The organism is Aliiroseovarius salicola (assembly GCF_027891095.1).
Lineage (GTDB): Bacteria > Pseudomonadota > Alphaproteobacteria > Rhodobacterales > Rhodobacteraceae > Aliiroseovarius > Aliiroseovarius salicola.
Genome location: NZ_JAQIIO010000009.1, coordinates 54,785 through 73,230, shown reverse-complemented (window position 1 = coordinate 73,230; position 18,446 = coordinate 54,785). Strand labels below are relative to the sequence as shown.

The 18,446-nt window shown below is 59.4% G+C and carries 15 protein-coding genes; 3 read left to right on the top strand and 12 right to left on the bottom strand.

Annotation, left to right across the window (positions count from 1 at the left end):
• Window positions 1-4: 4 nt before the first annotated feature.
• The 4 genes from O2N63_RS14685 to O2N63_RS14670 all read right to left on the bottom strand — a co-directional run bounded on the left by O2N63_RS14685 (window position 5) and on the right by O2N63_RS14670 (window position 4,183).
• Complete coding sequence (locus O2N63_RS14685) at window positions 5-1,102, bottom strand: ABC transporter ATP-binding protein (RefSeq protein WP_271055038.1); 1,098 nt, start codon at window positions 1,100-1,102, stop codon at window positions 5-7.
• A gap of 4 nt (window positions 1,103-1,106) precedes the next feature.
• The gene (locus O2N63_RS14680; RefSeq protein WP_271055037.1) at window positions 1,107-2,009 is read right to left on the bottom strand and encodes a carbohydrate ABC transporter permease; all 903 of its coding nucleotides are present in this window, start codon (window positions 2,007-2,009) and stop codon (window positions 1,107-1,109) included.
• A complete protein-coding gene (locus tag O2N63_RS14675) occupies window positions 2,002-2,874 on the bottom strand; it encodes a carbohydrate ABC transporter permease (RefSeq protein WP_271055036.1) in 873 nt (290 codons plus the stop codon). The genes O2N63_RS14680 and O2N63_RS14675 overlap by 8 nt, the downstream gene beginning before the upstream one ends.
• A 64-nt stretch (window positions 2,875-2,938) precedes the next feature.
• The gene (locus tag O2N63_RS14670) at window positions 2,939-4,183 is read right to left on the bottom strand and encodes an ABC transporter substrate-binding protein (protein WP_271055035.1); all 1,245 of its coding nucleotides are present in this window, start codon (window positions 4,181-4,183) and stop codon (window positions 2,939-2,941) included.
• Between the two features lie 228 nt (window positions 4,184-4,411).
• Between O2N63_RS14670 and O2N63_RS14665 the strand changes: the two genes are divergently transcribed.
• Both O2N63_RS14665 and O2N63_RS14660 read left to right on the top strand, forming a co-directional pair.
• A complete protein-coding gene (locus tag O2N63_RS14665) occupies window positions 4,412-5,143 on the top strand; it encodes a response regulator transcription factor (protein ID WP_271055034.1) in 732 nt (243 codons plus the stop codon).
• Entirely contained in the window at window positions 5,140-6,582 is a 1,443-nt protein-coding gene (locus tag O2N63_RS14660; RefSeq protein ID WP_271055033.1) for a sensor histidine kinase, read from the top strand. The genes O2N63_RS14665 and O2N63_RS14660 overlap by 4 nt, the downstream gene beginning before the upstream one ends.
• Window positions 6,583-6,681: 99 nt before the next feature.
• Here O2N63_RS14660 and O2N63_RS14655 read toward each other — a convergent pair whose 3' ends face one another.
• From O2N63_RS14655 to O2N63_RS14625, 7 genes are all read right to left on the bottom strand, one after another.
• Window positions 6,682-7,458 carry a methyltransferase domain-containing protein gene (locus O2N63_RS14655; protein WP_271055032.1) on the bottom strand — a complete coding sequence of 259 codons (777 nt, stop codon included), beginning with the start codon at window positions 7,456-7,458 and terminating at the stop codon, window positions 6,682-6,684.
• Window positions 7,455-8,072 (bottom strand): pimeloyl-ACP methyl esterase BioG family protein, encoded by a 618-nt coding sequence (locus tag O2N63_RS14650; RefSeq protein WP_271055031.1) that lies wholly within the window; start codon window positions 8,070-8,072, stop codon window positions 7,455-7,457. Before O2N63_RS14650 ends, O2N63_RS14655 begins: the two co-directional genes overlap by 4 nt.
• Window positions 8,069-9,367: an adenosylmethionine--8-amino-7-oxononanoate transaminase gene (gene bioA, locus O2N63_RS14645; protein WP_271055030.1), complete on the bottom strand. Its 1,299-nt coding sequence runs from the start codon at window positions 9,365-9,367 to the stop codon at window positions 8,069-8,071. Before bioA ends, O2N63_RS14650 begins: the two co-directional genes overlap by 4 nt.
• Window positions 9,364-9,984, bottom strand: coding sequence for a dethiobiotin synthase (gene bioD / locus O2N63_RS14640; RefSeq protein ID WP_271055029.1), 621 nt, complete (start codon window positions 9,982-9,984; stop codon window positions 9,364-9,366). The genes bioA and bioD overlap by 4 nt, the downstream gene beginning before the upstream one ends.
• The gene (locus tag O2N63_RS14635; protein ID WP_271055028.1) at window positions 9,981-11,138 is read right to left on the bottom strand and encodes an 8-amino-7-oxononanoate synthase; all 1,158 of its coding nucleotides are present in this window, start codon (window positions 11,136-11,138) and stop codon (window positions 9,981-9,983) included. Before O2N63_RS14635 ends, bioD begins: the two co-directional genes overlap by 4 nt.
• A complete protein-coding gene (bioB, locus tag O2N63_RS14630) occupies window positions 11,135-12,184 on the bottom strand; it encodes a biotin synthase BioB (RefSeq protein ID WP_271055027.1) in 1,050 nt (349 codons plus the stop codon). The genes O2N63_RS14635 and bioB overlap by 4 nt, the downstream gene beginning before the upstream one ends.
• A gap of 128 nt (window positions 12,185-12,312) precedes the next feature.
• Window positions 12,313-12,672, bottom strand: a complete 360-nt coding sequence (locus tag O2N63_RS14625) for a hypothetical protein (protein ID WP_271055026.1) — start codon at window positions 12,670-12,672, stop codon at window positions 12,313-12,315.
• A 168-nt stretch (window positions 12,673-12,840) separates the two neighbouring features.
• Between O2N63_RS14625 and O2N63_RS14620 the strand changes: the two genes are divergently transcribed.
• Window positions 12,841-14,844, top strand: coding sequence for a hydantoinase/oxoprolinase family protein (locus O2N63_RS14620; RefSeq protein ID WP_271055025.1), 2,004 nt, complete (start codon window positions 12,841-12,843; stop codon window positions 14,842-14,844).
• Between the two features lie 116 nt (window positions 14,845-14,960).
• Here O2N63_RS14620 and putA read toward each other — a convergent pair whose 3' ends face one another.
• On the bottom strand, window positions 14,961-18,434 hold the full coding sequence (gene putA, locus O2N63_RS14615; protein ID WP_271055024.1) for a bifunctional proline dehydrogenase/L-glutamate gamma-semialdehyde dehydrogenase PutA: 3,474 nt from the start codon (window positions 18,432-18,434) through the stop codon (window positions 14,961-14,963).
• Window positions 18,435-18,446 lie beyond the last annotated feature (12 nt).

The following is an 18,446-nucleotide window of genomic DNA, read 5'->3' as shown; positions in this document are numbered from 1 at the left end:
GGCGTCAGTTCAACCTCTCACCGGTTCCCGGTTCGAAATAGGACACTTTGGCGAGGTCAAAGGCAAGGTCAAGGGGCACGCCCGCCTGAGCTTTGGTCTCGGCATGAAGCCGTGCTGTGACCTGTTTGCCGCCCAGTTCCGAGACCACATAGGTATCGGCACCCGCCGGTTCGACCATGTCGATCAGGCATTCGGCTTCCTGCACATCTTCACCGGCGCGGAACCCCGCTTCGGCAATGTCTTCAGGACGCAGACCAAGGATCACGTCCTCAGGCAAATCGGTGGCATGGTGATCGGTTAGGACCAGAGGTGCGCCATTTGAGCGTGCGATCTCGATCTTGGTGCCATCGCCGTTTTTCTTGGCGCGGGCCGGGATCAGGTTCATCGCCGGGCTGCCCATGAAATCCGCCACAAACAGGTTGGCCGGGTGGTTATAGATTTCCGCAGGCGAACCAATTTGCTGCACGATCCCGCCCTTCATCACCACGATCTTGGTGGCAAGAGTCATTGCCTCGATCTGGTCATGGGTCACGTAAACCATGGTGGCGCCAAGGTTGTGGTGCAGCTTTTTGATCTCGGACCGCATCTCGACCCGCAGCTTGGCGTCGAGGTTCGACAGTGGTTCGTCGAAGAGGAACAGTTTGGGATCACGGACCAGCGCACGACCCATCGCCACCCGCTGCCGCTGACCACCGGACAGCTGGCCAGGACGGCGGTTCAGAAGCGGTTCGATCTGCAACTGCCCAGCCACTTTTTCCAGTTTTTCTGCCTGTGTCGCCGCATCCACCCCGCGCACTTTCATGCCGAAGGTGATGTTCTTGGCAACCGACATGGTAGGGTAGAGTGCATAGCTCTGAAACACCATCGCAATATCGCGATCCTTGGGGCTGACATGGGTCATGTCGCGTCCATCAATACTGATGGTGCCCGAGGTGATGTCTTCCAGACCGGCGATGCAGTTCAGAAGTGTGGACTTACCGCAACCCGAGGGGCCGACCAGAACAAGGAAATCTCCTGGTTCAATTGCCACGTTGATGTCTTTCAACACCTCTACGGGACCGTAGTTCTTATAGAGGTTCTTGATGTCGAGGATAGGGGCCATGGGTTTACCCTTTCACTGATCCGGCGGTCAGACCGCGGATGAAATATTTGCCAGCAACGGCATAGACGATGAGTGTGGGAAGCGCGGCGATGATTGCTGCAGCCATATCCACGTTGTATTCCTTCACTCCGGTGGTGGAGTTCACGATGTTATTGAGTGCCACGGTCACGGGTTGCGTGCCCGCCTGACTGAAGCTCACGCCAAACAGGAAGTCATTCCAGATTTGGGTGAACTGCCAGATGACCGTCACCACGATGATCGGCAACGACAGCGGCAGGAAGATCGACCAGAAGATCCGGAAGAACCCAGCCCCATCCACTTTCGCCGCCTTCACCAGTTCTTGCGGAATGGTGACATAGTAGTTGCGGAAAAAGAGAGTGGTGAAGCCAATCCCATAGATCACGTGAACAAAGATCAGCCCCGGAATGGTGCCAGCAATGCCCATCCAGCCAAGCAGCACTGCCATCGGCAAAAGCACAACTTGGAACGGGATGAAACACCCAAACAGCATCAGCGAGAAGATCAGGTTTGCGCCCTTAAAGCGCCATTGGGCAATCACATAGCCGTTCACTGCTCCAAGAAAGGTCGAGATCAGCACGGCGGGAACCGCCAGCATAACCGAGTTCCAGAAGTAAGGCCGCAGACCTTCACATTGGATGCCGGTGCAGGCGCCCGACCAAGCAGTACGCCAAGCCTCGAATGTCACTTCGCGCGGGAAGGCCACCAGCGACCCGGTGCGGATCTCTTCCAGGCTTTTCAGCGAGGTGGTGACCATCACAAAAAGCGGCATCAGGTAGAAGAGTGCAAAGATGCCGAGTGCAATGAACAGAAGCCAGCGCAGGGCGATCCGGCCCCAGTTGCGGCCCTGATCCTGGGCATGGGCGGGGGAAAGCGTGATATCAGTCATGTTTCGCCCTCAGTTCTGAATAAAGATAGGGAACCACGATGGCAAAGACGACCGCCATCATCACCATGGCCGAGCTCGCCGCCTGACCAATATCGCCGCGTGAAAACGCCATGGCGTACATATAGGTCGCGGGCAGGTCGGTCGAATAGCCGGGGCCACCGCCAGTCAGCGCGATCACAAGGTCAAAGCTCTTGATCGCGAGGTGTGCCAGCACGATGAAGGCTGACAGGAAAATCGGGGCCATCGAGGGCAGGATGATCGCGGAATAGATCCGGTAGGTCGGGATGCCGTCCACTTGAGCTGCCTTGATGATCTCGCCATCAACAGAGCGCAGACCAGCGAGGAACAGTGCCATCACGAAACCTGACGCTTGCCAGACAGCGGCGATAACCACCGCATAGATGGCCTTGTCCGGGTCGATCACCCAGTCGAAGGTAAAGTTTTCGAACCCCCAGCTGCGGACCATCGCTTCGATGCCCAGACCAGGGTTCATGATCCATTTCCAGGCGGTGCCGGTAACGATCATCGAAAGCGCCATCGGGTAGAGGTAGATGGTGCGCAACACGCCTTCGGTGCGGATCTTCTGATCCAGCAGGATGGCTATCAGCAGCCCCAGCACAATCGCGATCACAATGAACAGCGTGCCAAAGATAAACAGGTTGCCCATGGCCGTGTCCCAGCGGGGCGAGGCAAACAGGCGGTCGTATTGGATTAGACCTTCGATTTCGTATTTCGGAAGCAGACGCGAACGGGTCAGAGATACCCAGGCAGTCCAGCCGATGAAACCGTAGACAAAGATAAGAATGGCCACAAAAGAGGGTGCAAGCACCATCTTGGGAATGTGGCGTTCCAGCCATTCTTGCATGGCGAAAACCCCTCGGGTTTGTGACCCCGCCCCACACAAGTGCAGGGCAGGGACAGGGAGTAGTTTACATCGAGTTGGCGACGGCGTCAGCCAGCTGGTTCACGGCGTCTTGCGACGACATGTCCGAGTTGAAGTGTGCCGTAACAACATCGGTGATCGCACCGGATTGCGCGCCGCGCAGGGCCATGCCGTGGGCATAGGACGGCAGCAACGAGCCACCTTCCGAGCTTGCATTCATGTCAGCCGAAGAGGTGTGGGCGCAGCTGTCAAACTCGTCCAGTGCCACATCAACACGTGCCGGGATCGACCCTTTGTTCAGGTTGAACACTTTCTGGAAGTTCTTGCCGACAATCAGCTTGGACAGAAGTGCCTGACCCGCCTGCTTGTCGTCACCATCGACTTCAAACATGGCAAAGCTGTCCACGTTGTAAAGGAAGCCATCACCCGGCGTGGACAGGCACAGGAAATCCTTGCCCGGCACTTTGCCCGCTGCGAGGAACTCGCCTTTGGCCCAGTCACCCATGATCTGGAAAGCGGCTTCGCCGTTCATCACCATGGCCGTGGCCAGGTTCCAGTCGCGACCCGAGAAGTTTGCGTCGACATAGCCGCGCATCTTGCGCATCTGGTCAAAGACGGCAACCATTCCGTCCGATTTCAGAACGTCCATGTCAAGGTCGACAAAGGCTTTCTTGAAGTTTTGCGGACCAAGGATGCCAAGGGCCACAGCTTCAAACACTGTGGCGTCCTGCCAGGCCTGACCGCCGTGGGCCAGTGGGATGATACCAGCGGCCATGAGCTTGTCGGCGGCGGCGTTGAATTCGTCCCATGTGGTGGGCATTTCGATGCCGTTGGCGGCCAGAACGTCAGCGTTGCCCCAGATCCAGTCGATCCGGTGCACATTCACAGGGGCCGCGCACCACACACCTTCGCACATCATGTGACCTGCGATTGAGGCGGGCAGTACATCGGCCCAGCCTTCGGCGTTTGCCACAGCCGAGATGTCAGCCAGGACGCCTTCTTCATACCATTCCTGAATGGCAGGGCCTTTCAGCTGAACAGCGGTCGGCGCATTGCCCGACAGAACACGCGCACGAAGCGCGGTCATTGCAGCGTCACCGCCGCCACCGGCGACCGGCATATCGGTCCAGGTGCCGCCATTTTCGGCAAATTCGTTTTGCAGCACGGCAACGGATTTTGCTTCACCGCCTGAAGTCCACCAGTGCAGAACTTCTGCCTGAGGTTCGGCCATCGCCATACCGGATGCCATGATTGCCACGGCCGATGCGGCCGCAAATACGGAATGTTTCATATTTTCCTCCCTAATCGGTCGCCCTCCCGGCAACCTATGGCCAAATCCTGCGCCTTGAGAGGGGCACCCGGCAATCCCTATTCCCGGATCAAACCTGTTCCTTGATCAGATTTTCCGCCAATCTGTTACACGCTGTTACCTTGCCGTTGATTTTGTTGCACGATGTTACAAACGATCAGTCGCGGGGGAATGTGTCGCGGCTATTGTGGCATTCCGGGAGGAGAGCGAATGGCCATTTCACGGCTTCTAGTGGTCGAAGATGACCTTGATACACGCAATATGCTGACGCAGTTTCTGCGCCAGAACGGGTTTGTTGCGCTGCCTGCCCAGACCGAAGGGGAAGTGCGCCAGCATCTCAGTTCCGGTCGGATCGACCTCATTCTTCTGGACGTGATGCTGGGGGATGAAAACGGGATCGAGATCTGCTCTCGGTTGCGGCATGAGCAGGATGTTCCGATTATCCTCGTCTCTGCCCTCTCTGCCGATCACCAGCGTATGGCAGGATATGAGGTCGGGGCGGATGACTATATCGCCAAACCTTTCAATCCCCAGCTTCTGCTGGCGCGGGTGCGGGCGGTATTGCAGCGGGCCCGTCGCAGCGCGTCACTGGCTTATCGCCGTCGGATCCAGACCTTCCGCTTTGGGGGCTGGATCTATGACGGAAAGCGGGATGAGGTGCGGTCCCCCGAGGGATTTCAGGTGGCGCTATCGCAGCGTGAAACAGCTTTAATCAAAGTGTTTCTGGCCAATCCGCATATTCCGCTGACCCGCGATGAGATTGCTGCCGCACTTGATGTGACCGGGGAAAGCGGTGGCGACAGTTCAGGGCGTGCCATTGATGTTCTCGTTGGTCGGCTGCGATCAAAGATCGAAGAACATCCAAAAGACCCCAGATTGCTGCGGACCGAACGTGGTGTGGGATATGTTTTCGCAGTGGATGTCTCGGTGGAAGACGAATGAGACAGCGTTTGCGTACCCTTGGCCTGCTGCTCATTCTCGCGGCCTTTCTGACCGGGTTGCTTGCCAGCTGGCTATGGTTGTCGTCAGCGCGGGCGTGGCAGATGCATCTCTCCGACAGCTTTGTCACGGGCTTCTCTTTGCATGAGACACTGCGCACCGGAGGGTCCGCGCCGAAAGATGTGATTGTCGCGCCCCTGAATTTTGCAGAAACGTCGCTTGCCCAATCGGGATCCTTTTCACAATTGTCCAATGTGCCAACCCCGGGTTTTGTCACCCAGGTTTCTCTTTTGCCGGGAAGCGGTCGTGATGCGCAGGGTGAAGTTCTGTCACTGGCAATTGTCTCGGGCAGTATGCGCTATGCAGTGTCCGACATCGTGTCGAAGGAGGGGCAGTCGATTGCGCAAAAATTAGGTAATGTTACCAAACTTTTAGCAACTTATTGCAGTGAGCCGATCCTGATTGCGCGATTGGGGCAGGGGGATTGGATGCGGCTGGATGGGACAGCGATCTGGGGGTGTGGGGCGGCGCCACGTGACTTCAGGCTTGTGGCTGTGCTTACTGCCGCCCTGGCGTTGGCGATCCTTTATTCCTTGGTCGCCGATACCTCTTCCATGTTTGATCGTTTCGCCCGTGCGCTGCGGGGTCGGCGGCGATTTGGCGGACCTGCAGCCTATGCCGAAAGTGGTCCGGAAGAGCTGCGCGAGATCATTACGGCGGTGAATACCCATCTGGAAGCAGAGCGGGACCAGTTGCACCGGCGCGCTGTTGTTTTGTCCGGTGTCAGCCACGACCTTGGCACCCCGGCCACGCGGTTGCGTCTGCGCACGGCGCTGATCCCGGATGGCGAACTGCGCGACAAGCTTGAGGCGGATATCGACAGCATGACCGACATGATCGACAGTGTCCTGACCTACACAAGGTCTGAGTTAAGTGTCGAAGAGCCAAGAAAAATCTCTCTTACTTCTCTGGTCGAAGCGCTTGTGGATGATTACCGGGACATGGGCAGACCTGTCGAATTGCAGCGCCTAGAGCCTCAAATGGTCGAAGGGGGGCAGTCCGTTTTTGCGGCCCGCTATGGTCAGGGGGCTGTGCCTTATGAACACAGAATGTTGGTGACTGGCCGCCCGATTTCACTTCAACGCGCGGTCTCTAATCTGATCGATAACGCCCTGAAATACGGACGTCGGGCGACGGTTGAGCTGGAAGCAAATTCCGAACATGCAATTGTGACGGTTGAGGATGAGGGGTCAGGGTTTTCTGCGGCTGATATCGAACAGCTGTTTGCACCGTTTAAGCGGGGGGACAATGTTGGGGCGATCAATGGTTTTGGATTGGGTCTGACCATTGTGGCCACGGTTGCGGAACAGCATGGTGGGTCGCTCCAATTTGAAACCGGGGCGCATGGGTTACGCGCGCGGCTTGAGATTTGCCGAAACTGAAGCTTGCAAGTTTTTGATGGGTGAAGCGGCCAAACTTTAAACTTTTTAAAGACACAGAAGCGAAGTCTTTAAACTTTTAAACTCCAAAAAATCGCGGGCTCATTTGCGTTTTTGGGCAATCAGCCATGTCGGATGATAGGTCAGAGGCACGCGGCCATCCTGCTCGAACCGGTGGCGGTAGCCTGCGCAAAACTCCTGCAATCGTGCCTTGGTCCAAACCTCACGCGCCGCGCCATTCACACCGGTTTGGCGAAGATGGCGCAACACCTCTTGCGGAGAGGTGAACCAAAGACGTTGGATGCGACCGCGGGCTTCATGAATGATATACTCACCTGTGCTGCTGGCCAAAGCAGAAGCCAGCGTGTCAGCGTGGCACAGCCCCGGAGCCTGCGCGGTTGACCCGAGTGTGGCCAATTCCCGGTATTGCTCCGGGCCAAATCCGGACAAAGCCAACCAGCCTCCGGGCGCAAGGTGATCCGCGGCGCGGGTCACCAAGCTGGCCGGATCAGCCATCCATTGTAATGTCGAGGCAGAGGCAATGAGATCCGGCGCGTCTGGCCAGCCAAGGTGACGGATGTCACCGGGCAGAAAATCGGCGGCCTGTTCGCGCGCCACATTGGCGGCGCTTTGAACCAGATCATTCAGGGTTAGATGGTCGATCCGAAACCGTGCCCGTAAAGCGCGGGTCAGATGGCCGGTGCCGCAACCAAATTCAAATCCGCGGGCAAATTGCGTGGGAGCACCGTGATGAGTGAGGCGTCGTGCCAGCCCTTCGGCAATCGCCGCCTGAAGGGTGGCGTTGGCGTGGTAGGAGTGGAAATTGCGGGCAAAACTGCGCCCGACACGATCTGCAGATGGTGTGGGATGTGCGGTCATGTCAGCCAGCCCTCCCAGCTTTGCCCTCCCGCAAACGGCATATGCTGCGCGTCAATTTCCTGCACCTGATCCGATTGATCCGCCCATGCGGTGCGTTGCGCGTGGGTCGGAATGATCCTGTCTTTGGATGAGATCCAGATCCGGTCGAATTTACGCGGTTTGGCAGATCCTCGATTGGCGATGGCGCGGAGCTCTTCTTGGCGGGCTGCAATGTCGAGGGTTGCGGGGGTGGTCAGCCCGGCACGACGACAGAACCGTGAAAAACTGGCATCGGTCAAATTATTGGCGGTGGCCGCAATCATGTCAGGAGCAATGCCGCGTTCAGCATCGGCCGGGTATGGGGTGCCGTTCACGGCAATCAGTCGATCAGGAAAAAACCCCGTGCTCTCCAGCCAATGCAGGGCGGAGGCGACGCCGAAGGAATAGGAAAATACGGTGAATGAGGTATATGTCGCCCGGCTTGGGGCAGGGGCGTCGAGGTGTCGGTAGTCGTCGAAGAACAGAATATCCTGCGGTCCGGACAGGGCTGAAAAGGGTTCAGGGCCGAGGCCCCATCCGCCGAAAACGACGATGAGGTCGCAGGCTCCGGTCTGTTTCAGCCATGTCGCGTTCATGCGGCACCTTTTGCCAGGTCAACCATGGCTGAAGTCACGCGCGACAGTTCGTCCGGCGAGATGATGAAGGGCGGCATGCAGTAGATGTTATGGGCGAAGGGGCGTAGCCAGACGCCAGTCTCAACCGCCTTTGCATGTGCGATGCGCGGATCGACCCAGCCCTCCATTTCGATCACACCGATGGCACCCAGCACCCGGACATCGCACACGCCGGGTAGGGTGCGGGCAGGTTCCAGTTCGGCCCGCATCTGCTCTTCGATGGCAGCGGTCTGGACCTGCCAGTTGCCTTGTTCCAAAAGAGACAGGCTGGCAATCCCGGCGGCACAGGCGAGCGGATTGGCCATATAGGTGGGACCGTGCATGAAGACACCCGCCTCGGAGTTGCCTATCCCATGAGCGACTTCGCGCGAGGTCACGGTGGCGGCAAAAGAGATGTGCCCCCCGGTGAGTGCCTTGCCCAGACAGATAATATCGGGCGTGACGCCCGCGAGGTCGGCTGCAAAGAGATGCCCGGTGCGACCAAAGCCGGTGGCGATTTCGTCAAAGATCATCAAGACGTCGTGGGCTTCGCAGAGTGCTTTGGCACCTTTGAGCCATTCCGGGTGATAGAAATACATGCCGCCGGCGCCTTGCACGACGGGCTCGACAATTAATGCGGCGATGCGGTTGCCCTTCTCGATCAGGAGCTTCGACAGCGCGGCAAGGCCGTTCCCCACCGGATCTTCGGGCCAGTCCTGATCGATGGTCACGCTTGGGCGGGGCAGGAAATGCTGGATCTGAAGCGCCCCGCGAAATAGGCCATGCATCCCATTGATCGGGTCACAGACCGACATCGCTTTCCAGGTATCGCCGTGATAGCCGCCGCGAATGGTGGCAAACTCGACCTTGTCTTCATGGCCCGTGGCGATATGGTATTGCACCGCCATTTTCATCGCCACCTCGACTGATACCGAACCGCTGTCGCAATAGAAGATCCGGTCCAACCCGTCGGGCAGCATACCCACCAGCTTGCGACCCAGCTCAATCGCGGGGTCATGGGTCAACCCGCCGAACATCACATGGGGCAGGGTGTCGATCTGCGCGGTCATTGCGGAGGTGATCTGCGGGTGGCGATGACCGTGGATCGTGCACCACCAGGATGACATGGCGTCGATCATTTGCCCGCCATCATCGCGGGTCAGCCAAACCCCTTCGGCCCCGGTGATCAGGTGCATCGGTCCGGGATCTGCCACATTGGTATAGGGGTGCCAGAGATGTGCTGCGTCAAAGTCGCGAGAGGAAAGGTCAGAGGTCATAGTGCTGCCCGGATTGTGGTCATGTCGATGGCCTTGACCCCTTCGGCCAATGCGCCCGGTGTCAGCTCGGAAAGGGGCGCGAGGCGGCCGAGATGGGTCACATTTGCCATCTGGGCGATGGTCTCTTCCACCTCGGGTTCCGCCGCGCCGTTGAAGATTACGCCAATGACATTGCAGCCCGCGCCGCGCAGCGCCATCAGAGAAAGCGTGGTGTGATTGATCGTGCCAAGTTGTGTGCGGGCCACCAACACAATCGGGGCCTGCCAGCGGGCAAAGAGATCAAGATAGAAATGTTTGCGATTGAGCGGCACCATCACGCCACCGGCACCTTCGACGACCAAAGCGCCGTCGACCTTTGGCAGGGACAGCGCGTCAAGGTCGATTTCAACGCCCGCGTCTTCCGCAGAGAGATGCGGTGAAGCGGGCAGTGGCAGGCGATAGGTTTCGGGCAGGGGGGTGACGCCGGTCAGGCGGGCCACCAACTCGCTGTCGGTTTCATCTTCCAGACCCGATTGCACCGGCTTCCAATACTGGGCGCCGAGGGCCGCGGTCAGCCCGGCAGAAACAACAGATTTCCCAACACCGGTATCCGTGCCAGTTACGATCAGCGGAGTCATGAGGAACTCTCCTTTATCTGACCGGCGCAGACTTCGGATATGGCTTCGAACGCCTCAGTGATCTGCTGGTTGCTGACATTGCCGGTGATCGAAAGCCGTAGGCGCGAGGTGCCAGGGGGTACGGTTGGCGGGCGGATGCCGCGAATGTCGAAACCACGGGATTGCAATGCGCTCGCTGCGCTCATCACCACGTCATCCGCGCCCAGAATGACTGGGATGATCTGGCTGGGCTGGTCGCAAAGACCCAGCAGGCGGGCGGCCTCATCATGGGCATGGGTGATGCGTTTTTGTGCTGCAAGCACAAGGGTGGGGCGGCGGGTAAGCTCTACCAACACGGCCCGCACCAATGCGGCATCAAAAGGTGAGGGGGCGGTGGCAAAGATGAACGGACGCGCCCGGTTGATCAGCGTGTCGATCATCACACGCGATCCGCAGATAAGCCCGCCGGAGACCCCCAGCCCTTTGCCGCAGGTGTGCAATGTCAGCAGGTGATCCCCCAGATCCCCGGCAAGCTCGTGGGCCAATCCCTCGCCACGTGTGCCAAAGATGCCTGTTGCGTGGGCTTCATCCACCACAAGGACCGCACCTGTTTCGCGGGCGAACATGGCGAGATCGGAAAGCGGGGCGATGTCCCCTTCCATGGAATAGACACTTTCTGCGGCGATCCAGACCTGACCTGTTCCACCATCTGCGCGCCATTGGGTCAGCACATCGCGGGCGGCATCCACATCATTATGGGCAAAGCTACGGGTGTCCGCGCGACCCAGTCGCATCCCTTCATGGGCAGAGGCGTGGACCAGTTCGTCATGCAGGATCAAATCACCCGCAGCGGGAAGCGTGGAGAAAATGGCTTGATTGGCCTGAAACCCGCCGCCCATGTAAAGCGCGGCTTCGGTTCCGAAAAACGCGGCGGCCTCACCCTCCAGCGCCTCATGTTCGGTGTGATTGCCGCGCAACAGGCGTGATCCGCCGGACCCAAGCGGCACCCGTCTGGCTAGCGCGTCCTGTGCGGCGTCGGTCAATACGCGCGATCCGCTAAGACCAAGATAGTCATTGGACGCAAAGTCCAGACCTGAACGCGGGACAAGCTGGCGGCGACGATGTCGCGCCGCCAGCGCATCCAGCGCACCGGACAGGCGTAAGCTCACGCTCATTCAGCGGCCTCAACCGAAGTATTGGGAGGGGTCATCGGACGCAGGTTTGGGATCGGCGGTTCCTGCTGGGCTTTCTTTTTGCATTCCATATGGTCTTCCGCGGCCATCGGTTTCAGACCCAGCTTTGCAAACAGCGCCATGTCTTTGTCGTCTTCCGGGTTGTCGGCGGTCAAAAGCGTGTCGCCACAGAAAATCGAGTTGGCCCCCGCGAAGAAACACATCGCCTGCATTTCATCCGTCATGTCGCTGCGCCCGGCAGAGAGGCGCACGTGCGAGGTGGGCATCATGATCCGGGCCACCGCGATAACGCGGACAAAGGCAATCGGGTCAATCGGTTTCAGGTCTGCAAGCGGCGTGTCGTCCTGCGGCATCAGCATATTGATCGGCACAGAATCGGGCGCTTCTTCGAGATTGGCCAATGTGACCAGCATGTCGACCCGGTCTTCGCCCTCTTCGCCCATGCCCAGAATGCCGCCGGAACAGACCTTGATGCCGGCCTCGCGCACGCGGTTCAGCGTGTCGATCCGGTCTGAAAAGCTGCGGGTGGTGATGACTTCCGGGTAGAACCGTTCGGATGTGTCAACATTGTGGTTGTAGTAATCCAGCCCCGCATCGCGCAGACGGAACACCTGACTGTCATCAAGCATTCCCAGCGTCATGCAGCTTTCCATGCCAAGTGCTTTGACCCCTTCGACCATGGCAACCAGCTGTTCCATGTCGCGTTCCTTGGGTTCACGCCAAGCCGCGCCCATGCAGTAGCGGGTGGCGCCAGCCTCTTTGGCCTTGCGCGCCTCACTCAGAACACGTTCGACCTCAAGCAATTTGGAAGCGGAGAGTTTTGATCCGTTGCGCGCAGATTGTGAGCAATAAGCGCAGTCTTCGGCGCAGCCACCGGTCTTGATCGACAAGAGGCGGGACATTTGCACCTTGTTTGGGTCGAAATGGGCGCGATGTACGGTCTGCGCCTGAAAGAGCAGGTCCATCAGCGGTTGGTCATGCAAGGCCAGCGCCTCTTCCCGGGTCCAGATCTTCTTGCCGTTTTCCATATTATAGATAAAACCTCGCTAGGTGTCATTTGGGTGGAAATATTATCTATAGTTTAGCAAAGCGCAAGAATTCTTTCTGCGCGGCAGCGGAAACTGGCAAAATTCTGCGGGAAACAGATGTGTTGGGGTTATTCGGCGAGGATCACTTTCTGCGCGGAGAGCGCACAGAACTCGACCGGCTGCCCATCCGGTGCGTCGGTGCATATGTCACCCTCTGCGAGGGGCGTGATCTGAAAATGATCCTGCCCAGACAGCGTCACCTTGTAGCGATTGAGCGGATCGTCAGGCGTGGTGCTTTTATAGGGGGTCAGGCTGAGATCGGTTTCCCCGCAGATCGAGGCGAGCACCGTATAGCCCGCGTCTTTCAGCACCGTTGTGATCTGGGTTTTGGTGGCTTCGCAGGCCGCAAGGCTGTCGCGTTCCGATAGTGTCATGCGCACATCCCCTTCGGCATTCAGGGTGAGAACCAGAAAGGCCAGTTTCAGCATTACAATTGCTCCCTAGACGAATCACGTATTTGATCGATAGCGCATCGGATCCGTTCAGAATACCGATCAGGTCAAGCGAGCTTACAAAAACGACCACTCTGGTCGGAAAATGTCTGACACGGCAGTGGTCTGCATGTATGCGGATGGTGCGCAACAGGAGGGGGTCACATGGCATTGTCATTGGGCGTTGATACCGGCGGCACCTATACGGACGCGGTTCTGATCGAAGATGAAAAGACGGTGATTGCGGCGGCGAAGTCACTGACCACGCGCCATGATCTGGCGGAAGGGATCGGCAAGGCCGCCCAAGCGGTGTTTGATGAGGCCGGAGTTGCGCCTTCAGATGTCACCTTGGCCTCTCTTTCCACCACACTCGCCACAAATGCTCTGATCGAGGGGCAGGGTGAGCGGGTCGGGCTGGTGCTGATTGGCTTTGACGAAAAGGACATGGCTCGCAATGGGCTGGCTGATGCTATTGGTGATGACCCCCATGTGCTGATCGCGGGTGGGCATGATTACGCGGGCAACGAGGCCGCCACATTAGATGAAGAAGCATTGAGCCTCTGGCTTGAAACATATGGTGATGACGTATCGGGCTTTGCCGTGGGGGCGCAGTTTGCTACGCGCAACACCGGACACGAACGCCGTGTGCAGGAGATTATTCAAACCCGCACCGGCAAGCCAGTCAGCTGTTCCCACCATCTGTCGGCCAAGCTCGGGGGGCCGAAACGGGCGCTGACCGCGGTGCTGAACGCACGCCTCATTGGTATGATCAGCCGGTTGATCACCCGGGCGCAGGTGCGGCTTGAAGAGTTGGGCGTAGACGCCCCTCTGATGGTGGTGCGTGGCGACGGGGCGCTGATCTCGGCGGAGTTCGCACTGGAACGCCCGATCGAGACCATCCTTTCTGGTCCCGCCGCCAGCATCGTCGGAGCACGTTGGATGACCGGGGCGGTCGAGGCTTTGGTCAGTGATATTGGCGGGACCACCACCGATGTGGCGCTTTTGAAAGATGGGCGGCCTGCGATTGATCCCGAAGGGGCCCGTGTTGGACCCTATCGAACCATGGTCGAGGCGGTGGCGATGCGCACCACCGGCCTTGGAGGGGATAGCGAAACGCATTTGGTCTCGGGTGGTCTGAAAGGTAAGATCACGCTTGGTCCTCGCCGTGTATTGCCGGTGTCATTGATCGCCACCGAAGCCCCGGATCTGGTGCATGAGACACTGAAGGCACAGTTGAACAGTTCTTATGTCAGCGAGCATTTCGCCCGATTTGTGCGCCCGGTCAAAGGTGCGCTGCGCACCGGGCTTTCCGCACGCGAAGCGGGGCTTTTGGAGCGGATCGGGGACGACATTCACGCGCTCGGCAATGTGCTGTCGACCCGGCTGGAATATATGTCACTCAAGCGACTGATCGAACGCGGGCTGGTGCAGGTCTCTGGCATCACACCCTCGGATGCCAGCCATGTTCTGGGGCTGAATGACGCCTGGGATCGGGAAGCTTCGGAAATGGCGTTGCGGCTTTTTGCGATGCAGCGCACCGGGGCGGGCAAGCGACTGGCGTCGACTGCTGAAGAAATGGCGCGGATGATCGTCGATCAACTTACCCATCAGACCGCCGTGGCCCTTCTGGAAAGCGCCTTTGCGCAAGAAGAAAACGGGTTTGACCTGCCTGCCGAAGACCTCGCCCGTCATGTCCTGACCCAACGCGGCTTGTCGGGACATCGCGGGCTGCTGCGGATCGATGCGGGGTTGAACTTGCCGGTTGTGGGATTGGGCGCCTCGGCACCGACCTATTATCCAGCGGTCGGAGATCGGCTGGGCTCCGAGATGAAACTGCCCCGCCATGCCCATGTGGCAAATGCCATCGGTGCGGTGGTGGGTCGGATCACCATCCGCCATACCGCCAGTGTGACCAGCCCGTCCGAGGGTAAATTTCGGGCTCATCTGGACGAAGGACCGGAAGATTTCACCTCAGCAGAAGATGCGATGAAACGGGTGGAAGAGGTGCTGTTGGCGGTGGCCAAAGCAGAAGCAGAGGTGGCGGGTGCTGAGGGCATTCACACGCAGGTCCATCGCAACATCCGCACCGCGACGATTGATGGGCGCGAGGTGTTTTTAGATGCGGATGTGGTGGGGGAAGCCTCCGGGCGTCCCCGGATTGCGTCATAGCAGTGAGGGGCGCTGCCCCTCGACCCTTCGGGTCTCACCCCGAGGTATTTTAGGCAAGAAAAAAGTTGGAGTGGATCGGTGGCCTCGTTCGAGGGGCCACCGGTTTTGAGCGCATATTAGCTGGCTTGTGCCAGAAGTGAGGCATTGCCACCGGCCGCCGTGGTGTCGACGCAGATATGGCGTTCGAGCAAGCAGCGTGGGCCGAAATCTTCGTCCGTGATGAGCGGGACCAGCGCGCCGGGGCGATCCGCAAGCGCCTTGCGCATGGCGCGCAGGGTTGTGTCATCGGCCCAGGCAATCACCGCATCGAACCCGGTGAGGGTCGCAAGCGTGGCCGGATCAAGCGTGCCATCCACGGCGTTGTCACCTGTGGCACCCGGCGCGACGATCACTGCGGTGCAGCCATGAGCGCGGGCAATTTCGGCCTGTTCACGGGCGGCGGTGAGCGTTGGTCCGGTGCAGAGGAACAGGCCGCGGCCATAGATCGAGAGCATGTTCGATTCTCCGGTCGGTCCCGGCAGTTCTTCGCGCGACAATGCCTGGCGGGCGGGGCGAGGGGTGGCGTCGAGCACTGATTGCAGGGCCGTCGTTTCAGCCGACGAAGTGGCGGCCCCATTCACGACACGGGTGGCCGATTGAGTGAAGCGTGGAACATAGTTCGGCCCGCCTGCCTTTGGGCCGGTGCCGGAAAGGCCCTCGCCGCCGAAGGGTTGTGAGCCCACAATGGCGCCGATCTGGTTGCGATTGATATACATGTTGCCGACAGAGAGCTGCGAGGTGACCTGTTCGATCCGGTCATCGATACGCGAATGCATTCCGAAGGTCAGTCCAAATCCGGTGGCGTTGATGGCGGCCACTACGTCGTCGAGTTCAGTCGATTTAAAGGTGGCGACATGCATGACCGGGCCGAAAACCTCTTTCTCAAGATCTGCGATGCCATCCACTGACAGAACGGTGGGGGCGATGAAGGTGCCGCCCTCAGGCGTGGCGAGTTCCTTCAGCAGGCGGCCTTCGGCACGCGCAGCTTTGATATAGTCGCCGATTTCTTTGTGGGCGCCAGCGTTGATTACCGGGCCGGTGTCGGTGGTCAGGCTCCAAGGATTGCCGACCACCAGTTCGTCCATTGCGCCATAAAGCATGGTAAGGAAGGTATCGGCCACGTCCTCTTGAACATAGAGCATGCGCAGCGCGGAACAGCGTTGGCCAGCGGATTGGAAGGAGGAGGCGACGATGTCCTTGATGGCCTGCTCGGGCAGGGCGGTACTGTCGACGATCATCGCGTTCAGCCCGCCGGTTTCCGCGATCAGCGGTGCGCCGGGCGCAATCTCTTCGCTCATGGCCCGGTTGATGGTCTGGGCGGTGGCGGTGGAGCCGGTGAAACAGACGCCTTTGATGCGCGGATCCGAGGTGATCTTGGCGCCGACAATCGAACCGCGACCGGGCAGGAGTTGCAGGGCGGTGGCGGGCACGCCGGCTTCAAGCATCAGCCGCACGCCGATCGACGCGGTGATTGCGGTGGGTTCAGCGGGTTTCGCCACCACGCCGTTGCCCGCCGCCAGGGCCGCCGCAATCTGGCCGGAGAAAATGGCCAGCGGGAAGTTCCACGGCGAGATACAGGCCATGATGCCACGGGCGGGCTGTTTCTGCTCTAAACCACGGGCGGCATAGTAGCGCAGGAAATCCACTGCCTCTCGCAGCTCGGCAATGGCGTCCATCGGGGTCTTTCCCGCCTCGCGGGTGAGGGCGGCGAAAATCTCGCCGAAATGTTCCTCGTACAGGTCAGCGGCGCGGTTCAGCGCTTCGGCGCGGGTGGCCGCATCGGCTTGCCATGGGCGGGCCGCCGAAAGCGCGGTTTCCACGTCATTTGCCGAGACTTGTGTCACATGGCCTACTTCGTCCGAATGGTCAGCGGGGTTGATCACCGCATGGCCTTCGTCGCCTTCGATGTCCCCGGCGATCATCGGGCCGACCTTCCAGTGATGGGCCTTGAACGGGCTGCGGGCGGCGTGGATCTCGGCAAGGTCATCTGCGTCATGCAGATCCCAGCCCTTCGAATTCACACGTTCCGCCCCATACAGGTCCGCCGGGCGTTTCACAGCCGCGTTGATGCCGCCATTGCCATAGGCCTCAAACGGGTCGGCGGCGACGATCTCGGCGGGGACGTTTTCATCTACGATCTGGTTCACGAAAGACGAGTTCGCACCGTTTTCGAGCAGGCGACGCACGAGGTATGCGAGCAGGTCACGGTGTGCGCCAACGGGGGCATAGATCCTGCAGCGCGTGCCGTTCTGTTTCAGCACGATGTCGTGCAGGCTTTCGCCCATCCCATGCAGGCGCTGAAATTCAAACGCGGTTTTGTCATCCGCCAATTCCAGAATGGCCGCCACGGTGTGTGCGTTATGGGTGGCAAATTGCGGATAGATCCGGTCGGTCTTTTCCAAAAGCTTGCGGGCGTTGCAGATATAGGAAATATCGGTCGCCACCTTGCGGGTATAAACTGGGAAGCCATTGAGCCCCTCGACCTGCGCGCGCTTTACTTCGGTGTCCCAATAGGCGCCTTTCACAAGGCGGACCATGATCTTACGGTCAAGCTCTTCAGCCAGCGTATAAAGCCAGTCGATCACCTGTGCGGCGCGTTTGCCATAGGCCTGCACCACCACGCCGAATCCGTCCCAACCGGCCAGCGACGGGTCGCGCAGCACGGCTTCGATTACATCCATCGAGATTTCCAGCCGGTCGGCCTCTTCCGCATCAATGTTGAAACCCATGCCGGCGGCTTTGGCCTGTTGGGCAAGCTTCAGCGTCACCGGCACCAGTTCCGCCATCACGCGGTCGCGTTGGCCGACTTCGTAGCGCGGGTGCAAGGCGGACAGTTTGATTGAGATGCCGGGATTTTCGCGAATGTCATGCGAGCGGCATTCGCCCGCCAGATTGGCAATCGCCTCGGAATAGGCGGTCAGAAAGCCCGCGGCATCCTCGGCTGTCAGCGCAGCTTCCCCCAGCATGTCATAGGAATAGGTATAGCCCTTTTCCTCCATGCCTTTCCCGCGTTTCACGGCCTCTTCGATGGTCTGGCCCAGCACAAATTGCGCGCCCATTTCCTTCATCGCGCGCCCGACGGCGACGCGGATCACCGGCTCGCCCAGACGTTTCACGGCACCTTTCAGCGTGGCAATCACCCCTTCGCCTTCCTGCAGCACCTTGCCTGTCAGCATCAGCGCCCAGGTTGAAGCGTTCACCAGCGACGAGGAGGATTGGCCGAGGTGCTGCCCCCAAGATGAGGGCGCGATCTTGTCTTCGATCAGCGCGTCAATCGTGTCGGCATCCGGCACACGCAAAAGCGCTTCGGCCAGACACATCAGTGCCACACCTTCGCTGGTCGACAGGCCGTATTCGGCCAGGAACACTTCCATCAGGCCGGGGTCGCTGTGACCACGGATATCCTCGACCAGCCGCGTCGCGGAATTGCGGGCCACGGCGCGTTCGGATGCGGTAAAGGGGTGGGCGGCGGTCAGGTCGTTCAGGACCTCACGTTCGTCACGCAGGTGGTTAAGGCGCAGGGTGGTGCGGATGTCGGTCAGGCTGGGCATGAATTCCTCCCG

Coding starts and splice junctions, on each gene's coding strand:
- O2N63_RS14685 (WP_271055038.1), bottom strand. CDS start 1,102: ATGGCCCCTATCCTCGACATCAAGAACCTCTATAAGAACTACGGTCCC.
- O2N63_RS14680 (WP_271055037.1), bottom strand. CDS start 2,009: ATGACTGATATCACGCTTTCCCCCGCCCATGCCCAGGATCAGGGCCGC.
- O2N63_RS14675 (WP_271055036.1), bottom strand. CDS start 2,874: ATGCAAGAATGGCTGGAACGCCACATTCCCAAGATGGTGCTTGCACCC.
- O2N63_RS14670 (WP_271055035.1), bottom strand. CDS start 4,183: ATGAAACATTCCGTATTTGCGGCCGCATCGGCCGTGGCAATCATGGCA.
- O2N63_RS14665 (WP_271055034.1), top strand. CDS start 4,412: ATGGCCATTTCACGGCTTCTAGTGGTCGAAGATGACCTTGATACACGC.
- O2N63_RS14660 (WP_271055033.1), top strand. CDS start 5,140: ATGAGACAGCGTTTGCGTACCCTTGGCCTGCTGCTCATTCTCGCGGCC.
- O2N63_RS14655 (WP_271055032.1), bottom strand. CDS start 7,458: ATGACCGCACATCCCACACCATCTGCAGATCGTGTCGGGCGCAGTTTT.
- O2N63_RS14650 (WP_271055031.1), bottom strand. CDS start 8,072: ATGAACGCGACATGGCTGAAACAGACCGGAGCCTGCGACCTCATCGTC.
- bioA (WP_271055030.1), bottom strand. CDS start 9,367: ATGACCTCTGACCTTTCCTCTCGCGACTTTGACGCAGCACATCTCTGG.
- bioD (WP_271055029.1), bottom strand. CDS start 9,984: ATGACTCCGCTGATCGTAACTGGCACGGATACCGGTGTTGGGAAATCT.
- O2N63_RS14635 (WP_271055028.1), bottom strand. CDS start 11,138: ATGAGCGTGAGCTTACGCCTGTCCGGTGCGCTGGATGCGCTGGCGGCG.
- bioB (WP_271055027.1), bottom strand. CDS start 12,184: ATGGAAAACGGCAAGAAGATCTGGACCCGGGAAGAGGCGCTGGCCTTG.
- O2N63_RS14625 (WP_271055026.1), bottom strand. CDS start 12,672: ATGCTGAAACTGGCCTTTCTGGTTCTCACCCTGAATGCCGAAGGGGAT.
- O2N63_RS14620 (WP_271055025.1), top strand. CDS start 12,841: ATGGCATTGTCATTGGGCGTTGATACCGGCGGCACCTATACGGACGCG.
- putA (WP_271055024.1), bottom strand. CDS start 18,434: ATGCCCAGCCTGACCGACATCCGCACCACCCTGCGCCTTAACCACCTG.